General features: G+C 58.0%; 18 protein-coding genes. 3 read left to right on the top strand and 15 right to left on the bottom strand.

Going from position 1 to position 18,581, the window contains the following annotated elements; genetic code table 11:
• Positions 1-28 precede the first annotated feature (28 nt).
• On the bottom strand, positions 29-724 hold the full coding sequence (locus tag IM271_RS13990; RefSeq protein ID WP_003861565.1) for a pirin family protein: 696 nt from the start codon (positions 722-724) through the stop codon (positions 29-31).
• A gap of 123 nt (positions 725-847) precedes the next feature.
• The gene (locus IM271_RS13985; protein WP_028015159.1) at positions 848-1,885 is read right to left on the bottom strand and encodes an oxidoreductase; all 1,038 of its coding nucleotides are present in this window, start codon (positions 1,883-1,885) and stop codon (positions 848-850) included.
• A gap of 256 nt (positions 1,886-2,141) precedes the next feature.
• Between IM271_RS13985 and yhhY the strand changes: the two genes are divergently transcribed.
• Positions 2,142-2,630, top strand: a complete 489-nt coding sequence (gene yhhY / locus IM271_RS13980; protein WP_063155548.1) for an N-acetyltransferase — start codon at positions 2,142-2,144, stop codon at positions 2,628-2,630.
• Positions 2,631-2,678: 48 nt separating this feature from the next.
• On the opposite strand, the gene ggt is transcribed toward yhhY, so the two are convergent.
• Positions 2,679-4,421, bottom strand: coding sequence for a gamma-glutamyltransferase (gene ggt, locus IM271_RS13975; RefSeq protein ID WP_041911549.1), 1,743 nt, complete (start codon positions 4,419-4,421; stop codon positions 2,679-2,681).
• A gap of 126 nt (positions 4,422-4,547) precedes the next feature.
• Here ggt and IM271_RS13970 point away from each other — a divergent pair, with 126 nt between their 5' ends.
• On the top strand, positions 4,548-4,919 hold the full coding sequence (locus tag IM271_RS13970) for a DUF2756 family protein (protein WP_045260950.1): 372 nt from the start codon (positions 4,548-4,550) through the stop codon (positions 4,917-4,919).
• Here IM271_RS13970 and ugpQ read toward each other — a convergent pair.
• From ugpQ to livK, 10 genes are all read right to left on the bottom strand, one after another.
• A complete protein-coding gene (gene ugpQ, locus IM271_RS13965; RefSeq protein WP_193052756.1) occupies positions 4,909-5,649 on the bottom strand; it encodes a glycerophosphodiester phosphodiesterase in 741 nt (246 codons plus the stop codon). The genes IM271_RS13970 and ugpQ overlap by 11 nt on opposite strands.
• Positions 5,646-6,716, bottom strand: coding sequence for a sn-glycerol-3-phosphate import ATP-binding protein UgpC (locus IM271_RS13960; RefSeq protein ID WP_028015154.1), 1,071 nt, complete (start codon positions 6,714-6,716; stop codon positions 5,646-5,648). Before IM271_RS13960 ends, ugpQ begins: the two co-directional genes overlap by 4 nt.
• 1 nt (position 6,717) lies before the next feature.
• Positions 6,718-7,563, bottom strand: a complete 846-nt coding sequence (gene ugpE / locus IM271_RS13955; protein WP_063943962.1) for a sn-glycerol-3-phosphate ABC transporter permease UgpE — start codon at positions 7,561-7,563, stop codon at positions 6,718-6,720.
• On the bottom strand, positions 7,560-8,447 hold the full coding sequence (gene ugpA, locus IM271_RS13950) for a sn-glycerol-3-phosphate ABC transporter permease UgpA (RefSeq protein WP_023618241.1): 888 nt from the start codon (positions 8,445-8,447) through the stop codon (positions 7,560-7,562). Before ugpA ends, ugpE begins: the two co-directional genes overlap by 4 nt.
• 106 nt (positions 8,448-8,553) lie before the next feature.
• Positions 8,554-9,870: a sn-glycerol-3-phosphate ABC transporter substrate-binding protein UgpB gene (ugpB, locus tag IM271_RS13945; protein WP_041911554.1), complete on the bottom strand. Its 1,317-nt coding sequence runs from the start codon at positions 9,868-9,870 to the stop codon at positions 8,554-8,556.
• Positions 9,871-10,127: 257 nt separating this feature from the next.
• Entirely contained in the window at positions 10,128-10,841 is a 714-nt protein-coding gene (gene livF, locus IM271_RS13940; RefSeq protein ID WP_008500102.1) for a high-affinity branched-chain amino acid ABC transporter ATP-binding protein LivF, read from the bottom strand.
• Position 10,842: 1 nt separating this feature from the next.
• Positions 10,843-11,610 carry a high-affinity branched-chain amino acid ABC transporter ATP-binding protein LivG gene (gene livG / locus IM271_RS13935; RefSeq protein WP_045260954.1) on the bottom strand — a complete coding sequence of 256 codons (768 nt, stop codon included), beginning with the start codon at positions 11,608-11,610 and terminating at the stop codon, positions 10,843-10,845.
• On the bottom strand, positions 11,607-12,884 hold the full coding sequence (locus tag IM271_RS13930; protein WP_193052755.1) for a high-affinity branched-chain amino acid ABC transporter permease LivM: 1,278 nt from the start codon (positions 12,882-12,884) through the stop codon (positions 11,607-11,609). The genes livG and IM271_RS13930 overlap by 4 nt, the downstream gene beginning before the upstream one ends.
• Entirely contained in the window at positions 12,881-13,807 is a 927-nt protein-coding gene (gene livH, locus IM271_RS13925; protein WP_028015147.1) for a high-affinity branched-chain amino acid ABC transporter permease LivH, read from the bottom strand. Before livH ends, IM271_RS13930 begins: the two co-directional genes overlap by 4 nt.
• Before the next feature lie 46 nt (positions 13,808-13,853).
• Positions 13,854-14,963 (bottom strand): high-affinity branched-chain amino acid ABC transporter substrate-binding protein LivK, encoded by a 1,110-nt coding sequence (gene livK, locus IM271_RS13920; protein WP_028015146.1) that lies wholly within the window; start codon positions 14,961-14,963, stop codon positions 13,854-13,856.
• A 424-nt stretch (positions 14,964-15,387) separates the two neighbouring features.
• On the opposite strand from livK, the gene panM reads away from it, so the two are divergent.
• Positions 15,388-15,771, top strand: a complete 384-nt coding sequence (gene panM, locus IM271_RS13915) for an aspartate 1-decarboxylase autocleavage activator PanM (protein ID WP_045631384.1) — start codon at positions 15,388-15,390, stop codon at positions 15,769-15,771.
• 177 nt (positions 15,772-15,948) lie between these two features.
• Here panM and livJ read toward each other — a convergent pair whose 3' ends face one another.
• Both livJ and IM271_RS13905 read right to left on the bottom strand, forming a co-directional pair.
• Positions 15,949-17,049, bottom strand: a complete 1,101-nt coding sequence (livJ, locus tag IM271_RS13910) for a branched chain amino acid ABC transporter substrate-binding protein LivJ (RefSeq protein WP_072201786.1) — start codon at positions 17,047-17,049, stop codon at positions 15,949-15,951.
• A 197-nt stretch (positions 17,050-17,246) separates the two neighbouring features.
• Complete coding sequence (locus IM271_RS13905; RefSeq protein WP_048998301.1) at positions 17,247-18,512, bottom strand: 4-aminobutyrate--2-oxoglutarate transaminase; 1,266 nt, start codon at positions 18,510-18,512, stop codon at positions 17,247-17,249.
• Positions 18,513-18,581 lie beyond the last annotated feature (69 nt).

The following is an 18,581-nucleotide window of genomic DNA, read 5'->3' as shown; positions in this document are numbered from 1 at the left end:
CGTTTAAAAGGGAAGGTTGAGAAATTATTTAGACCGGAGGCAGGTCAAACAGCAGGATTTCGCTTTCGCTGTCGGCGTGCACGGAGAGCGCCTGCTCATCCCAGACGGCCAGACCATCGGCGGTGGTGGCTTTGGTGCCGTTGATAGACACTTCCCCTTTCACCACCTGGATCCAGACGCGGCGGTTGGCGGCAATCTGGTGCACGGACTGTTCGTCTTTCGCCAGCGCCCAGCGGTACAGCTCCATATCCTGATGCACTTTCAGGGAACCTTCACGCGCGTCCGGGGACAGCACCAGCTGTTTGCCCTGTTTCGCGTCGAAGCGGCGCTGCTCGTAGCGTGGCGTGATGCCGGTCTCTTCTGGAATGATCCAGATTTGATACAGGTGCAGTTTTTCCGTTTTGCTCGGGTTGTACTCAGAGTGACGCACCCCGGTACCCGCGCTCATAATCTGGAACTCGCCCGCCGGCACCTGCTCTTTGTTGCCCATGCTGTCCTGGTGCTCAACCGCCCCTTCCAGCACATAGGTCAGGATTTCCATGTCTTTGTGCGGGTGGGTACCGAAGCCCTGGCCTGCATCAATCACGTCGTCGTTAATCACGCGCAGTGCGGAGAAGCCCATGAAGTTCGGGTCGTAGTAGTCGGCAAACGAGAATGAATGCCATGAGTCCAGCCAGCCATGATTTGCGTGACCGCGTTCGTTTGCTTTGCGTAAGTAGATCATTGTTTTCACCCTCAGTTCGTTTCGATGGAGTAAGTGTGGACTCAAACGGTCGGGGATCATAGAGGGTGAAAATTGACTCCTCTGTTCAAAAATTATGAACAAGCCCAGAGGAGCCGTTTTTGCTTATTTTGCGAGGGTTACCGTGGCAGGAGAAGCCTGCTCGAAGGCCCGTTCAAGGATTTCAAGGTTGGTCAGAACGTCAGATTCCTTGACGTAATTCGGCGCGCCGCTGGTGAGGGTTTCATACAGTGCATCGTAGACGCGGCCATAGTCGCCGGTTTCCGGTTTCAGCTCTTCTTTGACCGTTACGCCCTCATCGTTCACATACTCCAGCACGCCCACGGAATCGTCCGCCGCAAAGCCCGGTTCGCCCGGCATGATGTTGGCCTTCAGGCTGGTCTCCTGCTGGTCAATGCCGTACTTAATGAACGAGCCTTTGGTGCCATGAACGATAAATTTCGGGTAGTCGATTTTCACCAGATGACTGGTTTTAACGATAGCCTTAAGGTCGCCGTAGAACAGCTGCGCCTCGAAGGTGTCGTCCGGGTTGGCTTTATTGCGCAGGCTGCGGATGTCGTAAGCCACGTGGTCCGGGCGGCCAAACAGGGAGATGATCTGGTCCATGGTGTGCACGCCCAGACCATAGAACGAGCCGTCCTGCGGCAGGCCGGGCTGGGTTTCCGCCACCGGGCGGTAGTAATCGAAGTGGCTTTCGATTTCCACAATGTCGCCAAGCTTGCCGCTCTCAATCGCCTTTTTCGCCGTCAGGAAACAGCTGTCAAAGCGACGGTTCTGATACGGGGTAACGGTTAGCCCTTTGCTTTTCGCCAGCGTAAACAGCGCTTTCGCTTCGGCAATGGTCGGGGTGAACGGCTTTTCCACCAGCACGTTCTTGCCCGCTTCGAGCGCGCGTTTCGCATAGTCAAAATGGCTGTCGGCATGGGTGCAGACAACCACCAGCTTTACCTGCGGGTCATTCAATACTTCATCGAGATCGCTGGTGAAGTGAATGTGGGAATACTGCGGAGACTGCTCTTCCGGCTTCGCGCGGCGGCGGTAGATATGGGCCACATGCCAGGTGTCTTTACGGTGGAGGACATACGGAAGATGGTAACGCGTGGTGCTTTTGCCAAATCCAATAAATGCGCAATGTAGTGTCATGGCTCAGTCCTTTTGGAAGGTTACTGAATCTAACCATAACAAAAAAAAAGCCAGCGAGAAGCTGGCTAAAGTAATACTGGAAGCAATGTGAGCAATGTCGTGCTTTCAGGTTCCCGTAGGGGTCCTCCTGAATGCAAAGCAATAATAATCATTCTCATTCGCACTTGTCCAATACTTTTTGCAAAAAATAGCGGTTGACTCAAATTTTAAAGTCATTGATGTTGGAGGGGACTTTTAACCGACTGAGGAACAAGGAATGAGTGAGATAGTGATACGCCACGCTGAACCGAGAGATTACGATGCCATTCGTCAGATCCACGCCCAGCCGGAGGTGTACCACAACACGCTACAGGTTCCTCATCCCTCAGAGCAGATGTGGCATGACCGGCTAACCGATCAGCCCGGCATTAAACAGCTGGTGGCTTGTATCGACGGGACTGTCGCCGGGCACCTGTGCATTGCCGTCGCACAACGCCCGCGTCGCAGCCACGTTGCCGATTTCGGTATTTGTGTGGGTGCGCAATGGCAAAATCGGGGCGTTGCCAGCGCGCTGATGCGAACCATGATTGATATGTGCGACAACTGGCTGCGCGTAGATCGCATTGAGTTAACGGTATTTGTTGATAACGAACCGGCAATCGCGGTGTACAAAAAGCACGGGTTCGTAATTGAAGGCACCGGCAAGCGCTACGCCCTGCGCAACGGCGAATATGTGGACGCGTACTTCATGGCGAGAATGAAGTGACACACTCCCCTCTCCCCTATGGGGAGAGGGTTAGAGTGAGGGGAATAATCAATACCCCGCCGTCAAATCATCCACCGAACGCGGATCCGACGCGCCAAACAGCGCGCCGTCTGGCCCCACCATAATGCTCTGGGTGCTGCCCATCGCCTCTTTCACCGCAACCTTCTGTCCGCGCTGCTCCAGAAGCTTGATGGTGTCCGGGCTAAAGCCCTTCTCCACGCGCAGTTCATCCGGCAGCCACTGATGATGGAAACGCGGCGCATTGGTCGCCTCGGCGACGTTCATGCCAAAGTCGATGCTGTTCACCACCATTTGTAGCACGGTAGTTATGATGCGGCTCCCGCCAGGGCTGCCGGTCACCAGCCAGGTTTTCCCGTCTTTCACCACGATGGTTGGCGACATGGACGACAGCGGACGCTTCTTCGGCCCCACCGCATTCGCATCGCCGCCGACCAGCCCGTAGACGTTTGGCACGCCCGGCTTGGCGGAGAAGTCATCCATCTCATTGTTCAGCAGAATACCGCTGTTGCCCGCCACAATCCCGGTGCCAAAGGTGGTGTTGAGCGTGTAGGTCACCGCCACCGCATTGCCGTCTTTATCCACCACCGAGAAGTGCGTGGTCTGGTTGCTTTCATACGGCGCCAGCTTGCCGGGGCGGATCTCGCTCGACGGCTTAGCCTTGTTGATGTCGATCTGATCGGCAATGGATTTTGCATACGCCTTGTTGGTCAGCGCCTGCCACGGCACCTTCACGAAGTCCGGATCGCCGAGGTATTCCGAGCGGTCGGCATAGGCGCGTTTTTCCGCCTCCGCCATCACCTGCATGGCATCCGCGCTGCCGAAGCCGAACTTGTGCATATCAAAGTTTTCAAGAATATTGAGGATCTGCACGATGTGAATGCCCCCGGAAGACGGCGGCGGCATGGAGAAGACCTCGTAGCCGCGATAGGTGCCGCTAATCGGCTCGCGCTCCACCGCCCTGTATTCCGCCAGATCCGCTTTGGTGATAAGCCCGCCGTTCTTCTGCATCTCTTCGGCAATCTGGTCGGCAATCGCCCCTTTGTAGAAGGCGTCCGGGCCGTGCTCCGCAATCAGCTCCAGGCTTTTGGCGAGGTTCTTCTGCACCAGCTTATCGCCCTTCTTCAGCGGTTCACCGTCCTTCCAGAAGATCGCCTTGCTGTTTTCGTGATTGGGAATGACTTCACTGCCGTAGGTCTTGAGATCGTCCGCCAGGGCGTCATTGACCACAAATCCCTCCCGCGCCAGCCTGATGGCAGGCTGCACTACCTTGTTCAGCGGCATCGTGCCGTATTTTTCCAGCGCCAGCGAGAAGCCCGCAACGGTGCCCGGCGTGCCGGAGGCGAGGTGGGAGGTCAGGGATTTTTTGCTGTCAGGGTTACCCTGGTCGTCGAGGAACATATCGCGGGACGCCTGAGAAGGCGCCATTTCGCGGAAGTCGATGGCCGTGGTTTTGCCGTCTTTGGTGCGCAGCATCATAAAGCCACCGCCGCCCAGATTCCCCGCCTGCGGGTGCGTTACCGCCAGCGCGTACCCGACCGCGACCGCTGCATCCACCGCGTTACCGCCCTGCTTAAGAATATCGACGCCCACTTGGGTCGCCAGCGCGTCAACCGAGGCCACCATGCCGTGCGTGGCCCGCACGGGGTGAAAAACATCCTCCTCCACGCCGTAAGAGACGGGAGGAGCGGCGGGCGGGTTGGCCGCCACGGTAAATGTGCCGCCTGCCATCAGCGCGGCGATGGCGACCCAGCGCAAGAAGGTTGGTTTCATGATTATTGTTCTCCAGGTGAAGGGATCCATATTCCCCGCTTAAGCCTGGTTCACAACTCCTAAAAAATCATCGTCATGGTGAAATCAGGGTAAACTTAAGAGAGACCTCAAGAGGAGGAAATGACAATGAAACGCTTGATGATTATTGCGGCGCTGATCCCGTTTGCCGCGCTCGCACAGCCACTCAACACCATGAACAACCCGAACCAGCAGGGTTATGTCATCCCGAGCCAGCAGCGTATGCAGACCGAGATGATGAGCCAGCAACAGCAGCAGAAAGGGATGCTCAATCAGCAGCTGAGAACGCAGACCCAGATGCAGCAGCAGAGCCTGCAAAACCAGATGAACGCCAACACCCAGCGCGTGCAGCAGGGACAGGTGCGCGAGCAGCCGCTGCCAAATAAAAACGGCGGGATGTTAGGGGGCGGGATGTCGCAAAGCAGCGGTCAGCAGCATATGCTGCCGACTCAGCAGAACGGCAGTATGCTCAATAAATAAATTTCGGGCCGATCTGGTCAATCGCATCGGTACAGATACTGTCCACGCCCCAGCGCAGCAGCTCGGCTGCGCGCTGGGGTTTGTTAACGGTGTAGACCAGAATATGCAGACCCGCGTCTTTCAGCATTTTCACCCGCGCCTCATCCAGCAGCTTGTGGTTCAGATGGATAGAGACGCAGCCTAAGCGGCCCGTCAGTTCACGCCAGTCCTCACGCCACTCGTCCAGCAGCAGCCCGCGCGGCAGCTCAGGTACAGCTGCCTGTGCGGCCTCCAGCGCGTCGATGTCAAACGACGACAGCAGCGGCGCGGTCATGCCTTCCCACAGCTCGCGCGCGGCCAGCGCAATCACTTTGCCCGTCAGCGGCCCGGTGCCGGTGGTCGGTTTGATTTCGATGTTGGCCATCATGCCATGTTGACGACACCGGTCTGCCACTTCCGCCAGCAGGGGCAGCGGTTCGCCTTTGAACTCCCCGCTGAACCAGCTCCCGGCGTCCACCTTCAGCAGATCGCGCCACGGCAGTTCGCCCGCCACGCCCCAGCCGTTGCTGGTGCGTTCGAGGTTGTCGTCATGCAGCAGGAAAATTTCGCCGTCCTTCGACAGCTTGGCGTCGAACTCGATCATCGTGTGGCCGTAGCGCGCGCCGACATCGATCGCCGCCAGGGTGTTTTCCGGGGCCAGCTTACCGCCGCCGCGGTGGGCGACGACGTGGGGATAAGGCCAGTTGCTCATACTCGTTGTCCTGTTTCACCGTCAAAAAGGTGCAGATGGTTTTCCGGCAGGTGGAGCCACAGCGTGCTGCCCGCTTTCGGGCGCTCCTGATGCGCCAGGCGCACCACCATTTTTTGCTCGCCCCAGCGCCCATGCGCCAGGTTATCTGCACCCAACATCTCCAGCGTGTCCATCACCAGCGGCACGCCGCCGTCCGCCTGAGAGGTTAAACCAATATGCTCGGGGCGGATACCGAGCGTCATCTTACGCCCGGCGTAGCCACGATAGTACCAGTTGATCGGCAGCGCCATCCCGCTTTCCAGTTCAAAGTGGGTGCCCGCGCTGCTGATGCGCCCTTCCAGCAGGTTCATCGCCGGGCTGCCGATAAAGCTCGCCACAAAGCGGGTGGCCGGTTTTTCGTACACTTCCACCGGGGTGCCAATCTGCTCGGCAACGCCTTTGTTCATTACCATCACGCGCTGGGCGAGGGTCATCGCTTCGACCTGATCGTGGGTCACGTACAGTGACGTGGTTTTCAGACGACGGTGCAACTGCTGCAGCTCAAGGCGCATCTGCACGCGCAGCTTGGCGTCGAGGTTAGACAGCGGCTCGTCGAACAGGAATACCGCCGGGTCACGCACGATGGCGCGCCCCATCGCCACGCGCTGGCGCTGGCCGCCGGAGAGCTCGCGCGGGCGGCGCTTCAGCAGACCGTCGAGTTCCAGAATGCGCGCGGCTTCTTTCACGCGCTCCTCGATATGGCCTTTGCCCATGCCGCGGATTTTCAGCCCCCAGGCCATGTTCTCTTCCACGCTCATGTGCGGATAGAGGGCGTAGTTCTGGAACACCATCGCGATGCCCCTGTCTTTCGGCTCCATCTCGGTGACGCGCTGGCGGTCAATCCAGATGTCCCCCGAGGTCACGCGCTCCAGCCCCGCCACCATGCGCAGCAGCGTGGATTTGCCACAGCCGGACGGGCCGACCATCACGATAAATTCGCCGTCCGCCACGTCGAGCGTCAGCGGCTGAATGACCTGGGTTTTACCGTCCCAGCTTTTGGTAACTGCCTGAAGTTTTAAACCTGCCATCTTATTTCTCGCTATCGACCAGGCCGCGGACAAACGCGCGCTGCATGGCTAAAACAATGACTACGGGTGGGATTAGGGTGAGCAGCATCGCCGCCATCACCTGGTTCCAGAGGGTGGTGCCTTCACCGGTGGCAATCATGCCTTTGATGCCCGCCACGGCGGTGCCGAGGTTGACGTCCTGAATAATCAGCAGCGGCCACAGGTACTGGTTCCAGCCGTAGATAAAGGTGATCACAAACAGCGCCGCAAGGTTGGTTTTCGACAGCGGCAGCACAATGTCGCGGAAGAAGCGCATCGGGGAGGCACCGTCGATGCGCGCGGCCTCAATCAGCTCGTCCGGCAGGGTCATAAAGAACTGGCGGAACAGGAAGGTGGCGGTCGCCGATGCCATCAGCGGCAGGGTTAAGCCCGTGTAGCTGTCGAGCATCTTGAGGTTGGCGATCACCTCCACCGTCGGGAAGATACGCACCTCCACCGGCAACATCAGGGTGATAAAAATCATCCAGAAAAACAGGTTGCGCAGCGGAAAGCGAAACCAGACGATGGCGAAGGCCGAGAGCATCGACACTGTGATTTTGCCCACCGTAATGCCGAACGCCATGATGAAGCTGTTGAGCATCATCAGCCAGAACGGCGCGCTGTTGGCGCCCACGCCCTGGGTCCAGATGGTTTTCATGTTCTCGAAAAGATGCCCGCCCGGGATCAGCGTCATCGGCGTGTCGAACACCGCTTTGGTGTCCAGCGTGGCGGCGACAAAGGCCACGTACAGCGGGAACAGGATGACGATAATCCCTAAAATCAGCATGGTATGGCTGAAAATCGTCAGCCCGCGACGGTTCTCGATCATTGGTAGCGCACCTTACTTTCAACATAGCGGAACTGCACCACCGTGAGGATGATGACGAGGAACATCAGCACGACGGACTGGGCGGCAGAAGCAGAGAGATCCAGCCCCGCAAAACCTTCGCGGTAGATTTTGTAAATCAGCGTGGTGGTCGCCTGCACCGGGCCGCCTGCGGTGGCGGCGTCGATCACCGGGAAGGTGTCGAAGAAGGCGTACACGAGGTTAACCACCAGCAGGAAGAAGCTCACCGGGGCAATCAGCGGCAGGGACAGCCTGAAGAAGCGGCGGATCGGGCCTGCGCCGTCAATTGCCGCGGCCTCCACCAGCGAGCGCGGAATGGACTGCAGCGCGGCAAAGAAAAACAGGAAGTTATAGCTGATCTGCTTCCACACCGAGGCGAACACCACCAGGAACATCGCCTGACCGCTGTTCTGGGCGTGGTTCCAGTCGTAGCCGAACTCTGCCAGGAAGTGAGTAATCAGCCCGCGTCCGGGGTTAAACAGGAAGATCCACAGCACAGCGGCAACGGCGGGGGCCACGGCGTAAGGCAGCAGCATCAGGGTCTGATACAGGCGGCTGCCGCGCACCACGTAATCCACCAGCGCGGCGAAAAACAGCGAGGCAACAAGGCCGCTCACGGTCACCAGCGCGCTGAACTTCATCGTCGTCCAGAAGGAGTCCAGGTAGTAGCTGTCATGGAATAGCGCGGTAAAGTTGTCCAGCCCGACGAACTGGCTGGAGAGCCCGAACGGATCGACGCTTTGTACCGAGTACCACAGCGCTTCGCCCGCAGGCCAGATAAAGAAGATAACGGTGATGACCAGCTGAGGCGCGACCAGCAGGTACGGCAGCCAGCGGGAGCGAAACACCGGACGGGATGAAGACATGGAGATTGGGTTCCTGAACAATGCCGGGTGGCGGCTGCGCCTTACCCGGCCTGGATGGGGCACGTCGTAGGCCCGGTAAGCGCAGCGCCACCGGGCGAATCACAGATTACGATTTCGTCGACTGCTCAAAGCGGCGCAGCAGCTGATTCCCGCGCTCTACCGCAGAGTCCAGCGCCTGCTGCGGGGTTTTCTTCCCGGTCCACACGCTTTCCAGCTCTTCATCCACGATGGTGCGGATCTGCGGCATATTGCCCAGACGCAGGCCTTTAGTGAACGGCAACGGCGGCTTGTTCAGCATCTGACGCGTCGCGATGTCCGCACCCGGGTTTTTGCTGTAGAAGCCCTGCTCGCGGGTCAGATCGTACGCGGCTTTGGTGATCGGCAGGTAGCCGGTCTTCTGATGCCACTCGGCGGCATTTTCCGGCTTGGCCAGGAAGTCGAGGAATTCGGCCACGCCTTTATAGGTGCCCTTGTCTTTACCCTGCATCACCCACAGGCTCGCCCCGCCGATGATGGCGTTCTGCGGCGCGCCCTTCACGTCAGCGTCGTACGGCATCATGCCCACGCCGTAGTTGAATTTGGCGTAGTGACGAATATCCGCCAGCGAGCCGGACGAGGCGGTGGTAATGGCGCAGTCGCCGTTGTAGAACTTCTCGGTGGATTCGTCTTTACGCCCGAAGTAGCTGAAGTCGCCCTTCTTGTTCAGATCGGCAAGCAGCGCAATGTGCTTCACCTGCTCCGGCTTGTTGAACTCCAGTACCGCGTCGGTGCCGTCGAAGCCATTGTTTTTGGTGGCAACCGGCAGGCCGTGCCAGGCGCTAAAGTTTTCAATCTGGATCCAGCCCTGCCAGCCGCTGGCGTAGCCGCACTTCATGCCCGCCGCTTTCAGCTTCGCGGTGTATTCGGCCAGGTCCTGCCAGGTTTTTGGCGGCTGCTCCGGATCTAAACCGGCTTTTTTGAAGGCGTCTTTGTTGTAGTACAGCACCGGCGTGGAGCTGTTAAACGGCTGGGACAGCAGGTGACCGGTTTTGGAATCGGTGTAGTAACCCGCTACGGTCGGCACGAACCGGGATTCATCGAAGTTGATGCCCGCTTCTTTGAACACTTCATACACCGGCTTGATGGCTTTGGAGGCCATCATGGTGGCGGTGCCCACTTCATACACCTGTAACAGTGCAGGCGCGTTGCCGGTACGGAAGGCGGCGATGCCCGCGCTCAGGCTCTGCTCGTAGTTACCTTTGTACACCGGCACAATTTTGTAATCCGGGTGGGTGTCGTTGAAACGCTGCGCCAGGGAGTCAACCTCTTTACCCAACTCCCCTTCCATGGAATGCCAGAACGGAATGGTGGTCACAGCCATTGCGTTCGTCGCAAAAGCCAGACCCAGTGCCAGACCCAAAGCTGTGTGTCGTAACGATGTCATTGTCATCTCTCTTATTGTGCCGGATGCGCGATATCACGCGTTTTATGCTCGCGAGGTAACATGACATGCTCGAATGACAGAAAAATAACTGTTTGTTTACAGATAAGTGACAGTAAAGGGTCAGGGGGATGATGGTTGTGTGAAGGGAATTAGGTGCATGATTGGGTGCGGTCTGGTGCCCTCACCCCGGCCCTCTCCCACAGGGAGAGGGAGAAAACACTAAAAAAAGGCAACTTGCGTTGCCTTTTTGCTTTTATCTACCCGCCTAAATACGCGCTCCGCACCGCTTCGTTCGCCAGCAGCGCGTCGCCGGTGTCTTCCAGCACCACGCGGCCATTCTCCAGCACGTAGCCACGGTCAGCGAGCTTCAGCGCCTGGTTGGCGTTCTGCTCGACGAGGAAGATGGTCATCCCCTCTTTGCGCAATTGCTCGATGGTGTCGAAGATCTGCTGGATGATGATCGGTGCCAGACCGAGCGACGGTTCATCCAGAAGCAGCAGACGCGGCTGGCTCATCAGCGCGCGGCCAATCGCCAGCATCTGCTGTTCACCGCCGGACATGGTGCCCGCACGCTGGATGCGGCGCTCCCACAGGCGCGGGAAGAGTTCGTACACCCACTTGATGCGGGTCTGGTATTCATCGCGGTGAGCGAAGAACCCGCCCATCGCCAGGTTCTCTTCCACCGTCATGCGGGAGAAGACGCGGCGCCCTTCCGGGACAATCGCCACCGCCTCACGCATGATTCTGGCGGTCTGCCAGTCGGTAATGTCTTTACCATCGAACACAATCCGCCCGCTGGTGGCGCGCGGGTCACCGCACAGGGTGCCGAGCAGCGTGGTTTTGCCCGCGCCGTTGGCGCCAATCAGGGTGACGATTTCACCCTGATTGATGTGCAGGCTGACGTCGTGCAGCGCCTGGATCTTGCCGTAGTGCGCATTGACCTTGTCGAACGTTAACATCGCTTTTTCCATCTTATGCCTCACCAAGGTATGCGCGGATCACGTCCGGGTTGTTGCGGATCTCTTCCGGCGTGCCGTTTGCCAGCGGCGTGCCCTGGTTAACCACGTAGATACGGTCCGAAATACCCATCACCAGCTTCATGTCATGCTCAATCAGCAGGATGGTGGTGTCGTGATGATCGCGCAGCTCGGCAATCAGCTCGTCCAGCTCTTTGGTCTCTTTCGGGTTGAGGCCCGCCGCCGGTTCGTCGAGCATCAGGATCTCCGGCTGGGTCACCATGCAGCGCACAATCTCCAGTCGACGCTGGTCGCCGTAGGCCAGGTTGCTCGCCTGACGGTTGGCGTGCTGGAGCAGGCCAATGCGCTCGAGCCAGGTGGCGGCACGATCGAGCGCCTCCTCCTGCGCGCGGCGGAAGGCCGGGGTTTTCAGCAGGCCGGAGAACAGGCCGGTTTTCAGCTGCTGATGCTGTGCCACCAGCAGGTTCTCAATCACCGTCATCTCGCGGAACAGGCGCACGTGCTGGAAGGTACGTACCACGCCCATGCGGGCAATCTGCTGGCCCGGCAGCCCTTCCAGGTGCTGGTCGCGCAGCATGATGGTGCCGCCCGTCGGCTTGTAGAAACCGGTCAGGCAGTTAAAGACCGTGGTTTTCCCCGCGCCGTTCGGGCCAATCAGGGAGACGATCTCTTTTTTATGCAGGTCCAGGTTCACGTTGTTGACCGCCAGCAGGCCGCCAAAACGCATCATCAGACCGTTTACGGATAATAATGGCTGACTCATGCCTGCTCTCCTTTCGCTTCCACATTCTTAAGCTTCAGCTGTGGACGCGTCATCGGCAGCAGACCCTGCGGACGCCAGATCATCATCAGCACCATCAAACCACCCAGCATCAGCATGCTGTATTCGTTAAAGTCGCGCATCAACTCGCGAGAGACCACCAGCAGGATGGCCGCGAGGATAACGGCGAACTGCGAGCCCATCCCGCCGAGTACCACAATCGCCAGCACAAAGGCCGATTCGGCAAAGGTGAACGACTCGGGGCTGACGAAGCCCTGGCGCGCGGCGAACAGCGTGCCGGCGAAACCGGCAAACGCGGCGCTGATGGTGAACGCGGTCAGCTTGATGCGGGTCGGGTTCAGGCCCAGAGAGCGGCAGGCGATCTCATCTTCGCGCAGCGCTTCCCACGCTCGGCCCAGCGGCATGCGCAGCAGGCGGTTGATCACGAACAGGGTGATGACCACCAGCAGCAGCGCCACCAGGTAGAGCCAGATCACGCGGTCAGAGGGATCATATTTGATGCCAAAGAAGTTGCTGAAGGTATCCCAGCCGCCTTCGCGGGCGGTACGGCTGAACTCCAGGCCGAAGAAGGTCGGTTTTGGGATCTGGCTGATGCCGTTCGGGCCGCCGGTCACTTCGGTGTTGTTGAGCAGCAGGATACGGACGATTTCACCGAAGCCTAAGGTCACAATCGCCAGGTAGTCACCGCGCAGGCGCAGCACCGGGAAGCCGAGCAGGAAGCCTGCGGCGGCAGAGACCAGCCCCGCCAGCGGCAGGCAGGTCCAGAAGCCGAGGCCGTAATAGTGGTTCAGCAGCGCGAAGGTGTACGCGCCGATAGCGTAGAAACCGCCGTAGCCCAGCACCAGCAGGCCGGACAGTCCCACCACCACGTTCAGACCGAGGCCGAGGATCACATAAATCATGGTCAGGGTGGCGATGTCCACCGTGCCGCGCGACACCATAAACGGCCACGCCACGGCAGCCACCAGCAGCGCCACGAGGAACAGCTTCTGTTTTACCGTTGTACCGTCGATCGCCGGCAGGACGAATTTCGGTCCGGAGACATTTTTCAGCCTTTTCTGGAACAGCGGGCGCAGCAGCTGGAACAGGAACACCACGGCGGTGCCGATAAAGACCCACTGCCAGCGAATATCAGCTGCAGTATCGACAACGAGTTTGGTGCCATTCAGCTCAAGCTGGACGCCCATAAAGACGCTGGCCAGCACGAAAAACATGGCGGCAGAGAGCAGCGCCATTGCAAAATGCATCGGTTTCATACTTTCTCTACCTCCGGACGGCCCAGAATACCGGTAGGCATCACCAGCAGAACCAGAATCAGCAGGGCAAACGACACCACGTCTTTATATTCGGTGCTCAGATACGCCGAGGAGAGCGCTTCCGCCACGCCCAGGATCAAGCCGCCGATCATCGCGCCCGGAATGCTGCCGATGCCGCCCAGTACCGCCGCGGTGAAGGCTTTCATCCCGGCCATAAAGCCGATGTACGGGTTAATTACGCCGTAGAACTGGCCGAGCAGCACGCCAGCCACCGCCGCCATCGCCGCGCCAATCACGAAGGTCAGGGCGATTACGCGGTCGGTGTTGATGCCGAGCAGGCTCGCCATCTTCAGGTCTTCCGCGCACGCGCGGCAGGCGCGTCCCATGCGGGAGTAGCGGATGAACAGGGTCAGGGCGAGCATGGCGACAAAGGTCACGACCCAGATCACCAGCTGCATCGTGGTAATAGAGGCAGAGAAGTTTTCGCTGGCCCCCACAATCCACTGGCCGTTAAACAGGCTTGGCAACGCCACGTCGCGCGAACCTTCGGTCAGGCTGACGTAGTTTTGCAGGAAGATCGACATCCCAATCGCGGAAATCAGCGCAATAAGACGTTTGGAGCTGCGCACCGGCCGGTAGGCCACGCGTTCGATGCTCCAGCCGTAGGCGCTGGCGATCACGATCGCGCCAACAAACCCGGCGGCGACCAGCAGCCAGCTGCTGTCGATGCCCATCATCATCAGCGCGGCGATAATCATAAAGGAGACGTAGCTACCGATCATGTACACCTCGCCGTGGGCGAAGTTGATCATGCCGATAATGCCGTAAACCATCGTATAGCCGATGGCGATCAGCGCGTAGGTGCTTCCCAGCGTGACGCCGTTAAACATCTGCTGCAAAAAGTAGAGAAACTGCTCGGACATATGCAAACCTTTTTATACCCGCCCGGTGAGCCGGGCGGTGGGATAATTATTTGGCGACCGAGGACGAACCGTCGGCGTGCCACTTAAAGACACCAAACTCAAATCCCTTCAGATCGCCTTTCTCATCCCAGTTCAGCGGCCCAATCACGGTGTTCGCCCCGTGTGCTTTTAAATCTTTCACCAGATCCAGCGGCTCTTTGCTGCCGGTACGCTCCAGTGCGGTTGCCAGAGACTGCACGGCCGCGTAGGTGATCCAGACGTATGGACCACTCGGATCTTTCTTCTGCGCCTTGAGCGCATCCACGATAGCCTTGTTGGCCGGATCCTGGTCATAGCGTTTTGGCATCGTCACCAGCATGCCTTCGGCAGAATCCCCTGCGATGTTTGACAGGGAGGCGTTGCCCACGCCCTCTGGCCCCATAAACTGGGTTTTCAGACCGGTGGCGCGCGCCTGGCGCAGCATCTGGCCCATTTCCGGGTAGTAGCCACCGTAGTAGACGAAGTCGATGTTCTCTTTTTGCAGACGGGCGATCAGCGCGGAGAAGTCTTTTTCGCCTGCGGTAATGCCGTCGAAGAAGACGATGTTCGCGCCGCCTTTTTTCAGGCCGTCCTGCACGGAGCGCGCCAGGCCTTCGCCGTACTGCTGCTTGTCATGAATGATGGCGATACGCTGTGGCTTAACGGTCTCGAGGATGTATTTGGCCGCGGTTGGCCCCTGAGAGGAGTCCAGACCGGCGGTACGCATGATGTGCTGGTAACCGCGCTGGGTCAGCTCCGGGTTGGTGGCGCCCGGAGTGATCATCAAAATACCTTCGTCTTCGTAGATATCGGACGCGGGCTGGGTGGAGGATGAGCACAGGTGGCCGATGACGTACTGAATCCCGTCGTTGACGATTTTGTTGGCGACCGCAACGGCCTGTTTCGGATCGCAGGCGTCGTCATACTCCACGCCTACCAGCTTGTCGCCCTTGATGCCGCCTTTGGCGTTGATGTCTTTGATAGCCTGACGCGCGCCGTTAAACTCCATGTCACCCCACTGGGCAACAGGGCCGGACATCGCACCGACTACCGCAACTTTAATCTCTTCTGCCATGGCCGCATGCGAGATCGCCAGTGCAACCATTCCCGCGATAAATGTCTTCGCGTTCCTTTTCATCTCAGAATCCCCATTCGTGATGTCGTGTTTATATTTTGTTTTATTATGGTTAAAAAGCATTCTGTACTTTTAATGAACAACGCTATTTTTACCAGTGCCTTTAATGGTTTAGCGCAGTTTTTTGTCAAAAACCAGACTAAAATCTCTATTTTTCAGGCGATTAAGGAAAGATAATATTCTGAAATCAGGCAGAGATAAACAAATAAAAGTGCAGTTTGCAGCATAAAATAACGGTACAAAGCGCCGAATAAATCGCTGCCATTCAGGTTAAAATTCTGCTTATTTTTCGATCCATGTGTTTTCACACTGCCCATTGCATTGCTAAAAAACTAATCACCTGGTTAATGAGAATAAAAAGAGGAAGCCGCTGAGTGAATAAATTGAGTACACTGCCTCTACTCAATTTGATTTGGACAAGCTGCTAATGAAACTGACTATCGTGCGTCTGGTGACCTTTAGCGACCAGGATCATATCGACCTGGGCAAGATCTGGCCGGAATATTCCCCTTCGTCGCTGCATGTCGACGAGAACCATCGCATTTATGCCGCGCGCTTCAACGAGCGCCTGCTGGCCGCGGTTCGCGTGACCCTGAGCGGCACGGAGGGAGCGCTGGACTCGCTGCGCGTGCGTGACGTGACCCGTCGTCGCGGTGTGGGACAGTATTTAATTGAAGAAGTGATCCGCGAAAACCCGAACGTAAACTCATGGTGGATGGCCGACGTAGGCGTGGAAGACCGCGGCGTGATGGCAGCGTTTATGCAGGCGTTAGGGTTTACGGCGCAGGAGAGCGGGTGGGAGAAGCGCTAAAAGAAAGCCGGGTGGCGGCTGCGCCTTACCCGGCCTACAATTTCTACCGCATTTTCCCAAGCATTTCGTGTTGCAGGAAGGCGGCAAGTTATGAAATCCCCGGGAACTTACATAAGTAAGTGACCGGGGTTGAATAACGCAGCCAACGCACCTGCGGCGCGAAAGGCGACGGGAAAATTATTTGGCGTCAGTTGCCGTTCCGTTCGCATGCCAGTCAAACACGCCGAACTCGAAGCCCTTCAGATCGCCCTTCGCGTCCCAGGAGAGCGGCCCCATCACGGTCTCGACCGTGTTCGCTTTCAGCCAGGTGGCAATCTCAGCCGGATCGGCTGACTGATTCAGACCTGCCTGCAGAGACTGCAGCGCTGCGTAGGTGGTCCAGACGAACGCGCCGCTTGGATCCTGCTTCTTCGCCTTGATGGCATCTACGATAGGTTTGTTCGCTGGCACCTGGTCGTAGTTCTTCGGCTTGGTCACCAGCAGACCTTCGGCAGATTCACCCGCGATGTTAGACAGGGAAACGTTCGCCACGCCTTCGGGGCCCATGAACTGGGTTTTCAGACCCGCAGCGCGCGCCTGGCGCAGGATCTGGCCCATTTCCGGGTGGTAGCCGCCGTAGTAAACGAAATCGATATTCTCTTTCTTCAGACGCGCCACCAGGGTGGAGAAGTCTTTCTCGCCAGCGGTGATCCCGTCAAAGAAGACCACGTTGGCATTGCCTTTTTTCAGACCGTCCTGCACCGCACGGGCCAGACCTTCACCATACTGCTGTTTATCGTGAACAATCGCGATACGCTGCGGCTTCACTTTTTCCAGAATGTACTTAGCCGCCGTTGGGCCCTGATCGGAGTCCAGACCGGTGGTACGCAGGGTCAGCTTGTAGCCGCGCGCGGTCAGCTCCGGTGCGGTCGCAGCCGGGGTGATCATCAGGATACCTTCGTCTTCATAGATGTCAGACGCGGGCTGAGTAGAAGAGGAACACAGGTGACCGATAACGTATTTGATGCCGTCGTTGACCACTTTGTTCGCCACCGCGACCGCTTGCTTCGGGTCACAGGCATCGTCGTATTTTACGATCTGCAGTTTTTCGCCCTTGATGCCGCCCTTAGCATTAATGTCTGCAACCGCCTGTTCTGCGCCCGTAAATTCCTGGTCGCCGTACTGTGCTACCGGACCGGACATTGCGCCCACCACGGCCACTTTAATATCTGCCTGCGCCATGGTGCTGAATGCCAACGCGATACATCCTGCCAGTAACGCTTTACCCTTCATGTTCATCCTGAGATTCCCCATTATTATGGTTATTACGATTGTTGTGATGTTGTTGTGCAGCGCTTTATTTCAGTTATTGGTATGCTGTTCGCGCTTTTTCAGCATACTCTGCTAAAACATACCCCATTTTTATGATTTTGGAATAGCTAATTTGAAATGAATATATGATAAGCCCGACAGGATTTACCGCCGGGCTGGTGGCTTTAACGTGTCAGCGACGCGAAGATAATGTCCAGCGCTTTGCGGAACTGCGCTTCTGGGATGGTAAGCGGATAAAGGAAGCGGATCACGTTGCCGTAAACGCCGCAGCTCAGGAGCAGCAGCCCTTCGTTCAACGCGCGCTCCTGCACCTGCCGGGTGAATTCCGGCGACGGTTGCCCGGATTGCGGATCGTTAAACTCCACCGCGACCATCGAGCCCTGGGCACGGATGTCGGCGATGAACGGACAGTTTTCCTTCGCTTTGTTGAGCACTTCTACCAGATGATGGCCGAGGTGCGCCGAGCGCGTGCAGAGATCTTCCTCATCAATCACGTCCAGCACCGCGTGCGCCGCGGCAATCGCCAGCGGGTTACCTGCGTAGGTACCGCCCAGACCGCCAGGTGCAGGCGCGTCCATTACCTCGGCGCGGCCCGATACTGCTGAGAGCGGCATCCCGCCCGCGAGGCTTTTTGCCATGGTGATCAGGTCCGGCTTCACGCAGTGGTGTTCCATCGAGAACAGCTTGCCGGTGCGGGCGAAGCCGCTTTGCACCTCGTCGGCAATCAGCAAAATTCCGTGGGTATCGCACAGGGCGCGCAGCGCCTGCATAAAATCAGCGGGCGCAATGTTGAACCCGCCCTCTCCCTGAACCGGTTCGAGAATAATGGCCGCCACCTGGTCTGGGGCGATATCGGCCTTAAAGATGCGCTCCAGGCTTTTTAATGCTTCCGCCGTGCTGATGCCGTGCAGATCGTCAGGGAATTGAGCGTGGTATACCGAACCGGGGAACGGGCCGAAACCCAGCTTGTACGGCGCGACCTTACCGGTCAGCGCCATGGTCATAAAGGTGCGACCGTGGAACGCGCCGCCGAAGGTGATAAGGCCGGGGCGTCTGGTATACGCGCGGGCAATTTTGACCGCGTTTTCGACCGCTTCAGCACCCGTCGAGAAGAAGGCGGTTTTGGCCGGGCCGTCAATCGGCACGCGCTGGTTGATGCGCTCGGCAAGCGCCACATAGCCCTCATACGGCACAATCTGGTAGGCCGTGTGGGTAAAAGCGTGGAGTTGTTTTTCGATGGCGGAGATAACTTTGGGATGGCGATGGCCAGTATTCAGCACCGCGATCCCGGCGGCGAAATCGATGTACTCATTGCCTTCCACGTCCCACACCGTGGCGTTTTCGGCTTTATCAGCATAGAAGTTACACATCACGCCGATGCCGCGCGGCGTCGCCTGTAAACGCCGGTCGTTCAGTTCGTTATTTTTCACCCTGACCCCCTGAGAAAATCGCCTGCTTAGCGCATCAGTAAGTGTTTGCCAGGGGGGAGAAATTCGCCA

Source organism: Enterobacter cloacae complex sp. I3, from assembly GCF_014896175.1.
GTDB lineage: Bacteria > Pseudomonadota > Gammaproteobacteria > Enterobacterales > Enterobacteriaceae > Enterobacter > Enterobacter bugandensis.
Note: the sequence above shows the minus strand (reverse complement) of the source record. Positions and strands in the feature narration are given on the sequence as shown.

What these genes read in the sequence shown, in the direction of transcription:
- IM271_RS13990 (WP_003861565.1), bottom strand. Translation starts at nt 724, where the DNA reads ATGATCTACTTACGCAAAGCAAACGAACGCGGTCACGCAAATCATGGC.
- IM271_RS13985 (WP_028015159.1), bottom strand. Translation starts at nt 1,885, where the DNA reads ATGACACTACATTGCGCATTTATTGGATTTGGCAAAAGCACCACGCGT.
- yhhY (WP_063155548.1), top strand. Translation starts at nt 2,142, where the DNA reads ATGAGTGAGATAGTGATACGCCACGCTGAACCGAGAGATTACGATGCC.
- ggt (WP_041911549.1), bottom strand. Translation starts at nt 4,421, where the DNA reads ATGAAACCAACCTTCTTGCGCTGGGTCGCCATCGCCGCGCTGATGGCA.
- IM271_RS13970 (WP_045260950.1), top strand. Translation starts at nt 4,548, where the DNA reads ATGAAACGCTTGATGATTATTGCGGCGCTGATCCCGTTTGCCGCGCTC.
- ugpQ (WP_193052756.1), bottom strand. Translation starts at nt 5,649, where the DNA reads ATGAGCAACTGGCCTTATCCCCACGTCGTCGCCCACCGCGGCGGCGGT.
- IM271_RS13960 (WP_028015154.1), bottom strand. Translation starts at nt 6,716, where the DNA reads ATGGCAGGTTTAAAACTTCAGGCAGTTACCAAAAGCTGGGACGGTAAA.
- ugpE (WP_063943962.1), bottom strand. Translation starts at nt 7,563, where the DNA reads ATGATCGAGAACCGTCGCGGGCTGACGATTTTCAGCCATACCATGCTG.
- ugpA (WP_023618241.1), bottom strand. Translation starts at nt 8,447, where the DNA reads ATGTCTTCATCCCGTCCGGTGTTTCGCTCCCGCTGGCTGCCGTACCTG.
- ugpB (WP_041911554.1), bottom strand. Translation starts at nt 9,870, where the DNA reads ATGACATCGTTACGACACACAGCTTTGGGTCTGGCACTGGGTCTGGCT.
- livF (WP_008500102.1), bottom strand. Translation starts at nt 10,841, where the DNA reads ATGGAAAAAGCGATGTTAACGTTCGACAAGGTCAATGCGCACTACGGC.
- livG (WP_045260954.1), bottom strand. Translation starts at nt 11,610, where the DNA reads ATGAGTCAGCCATTATTATCCGTAAACGGTCTGATGATGCGTTTTGGC.
- IM271_RS13930 (WP_193052755.1), bottom strand. Translation starts at nt 12,884, where the DNA reads ATGAAACCGATGCATTTTGCAATGGCGCTGCTCTCTGCCGCCATGTTT.
- livH (WP_028015147.1), bottom strand. Translation starts at nt 13,807, where the DNA reads ATGTCCGAGCAGTTTCTCTACTTTTTGCAGCAGATGTTTAACGGCGTC.
- livK (WP_028015146.1), bottom strand. Translation starts at nt 14,963, where the DNA reads ATGAAAAGGAACGCGAAGACATTTATCGCGGGAATGGTTGCACTGGCG.
- panM (WP_045631384.1), top strand. Translation starts at nt 15,388, where the DNA reads ATGAAACTGACTATCGTGCGTCTGGTGACCTTTAGCGACCAGGATCAT.
- livJ (WP_072201786.1), bottom strand. Translation starts at nt 17,049, where the DNA reads ATGAACATGAAGGGTAAAGCGTTACTGGCAGGATGTATCGCGTTGGCA.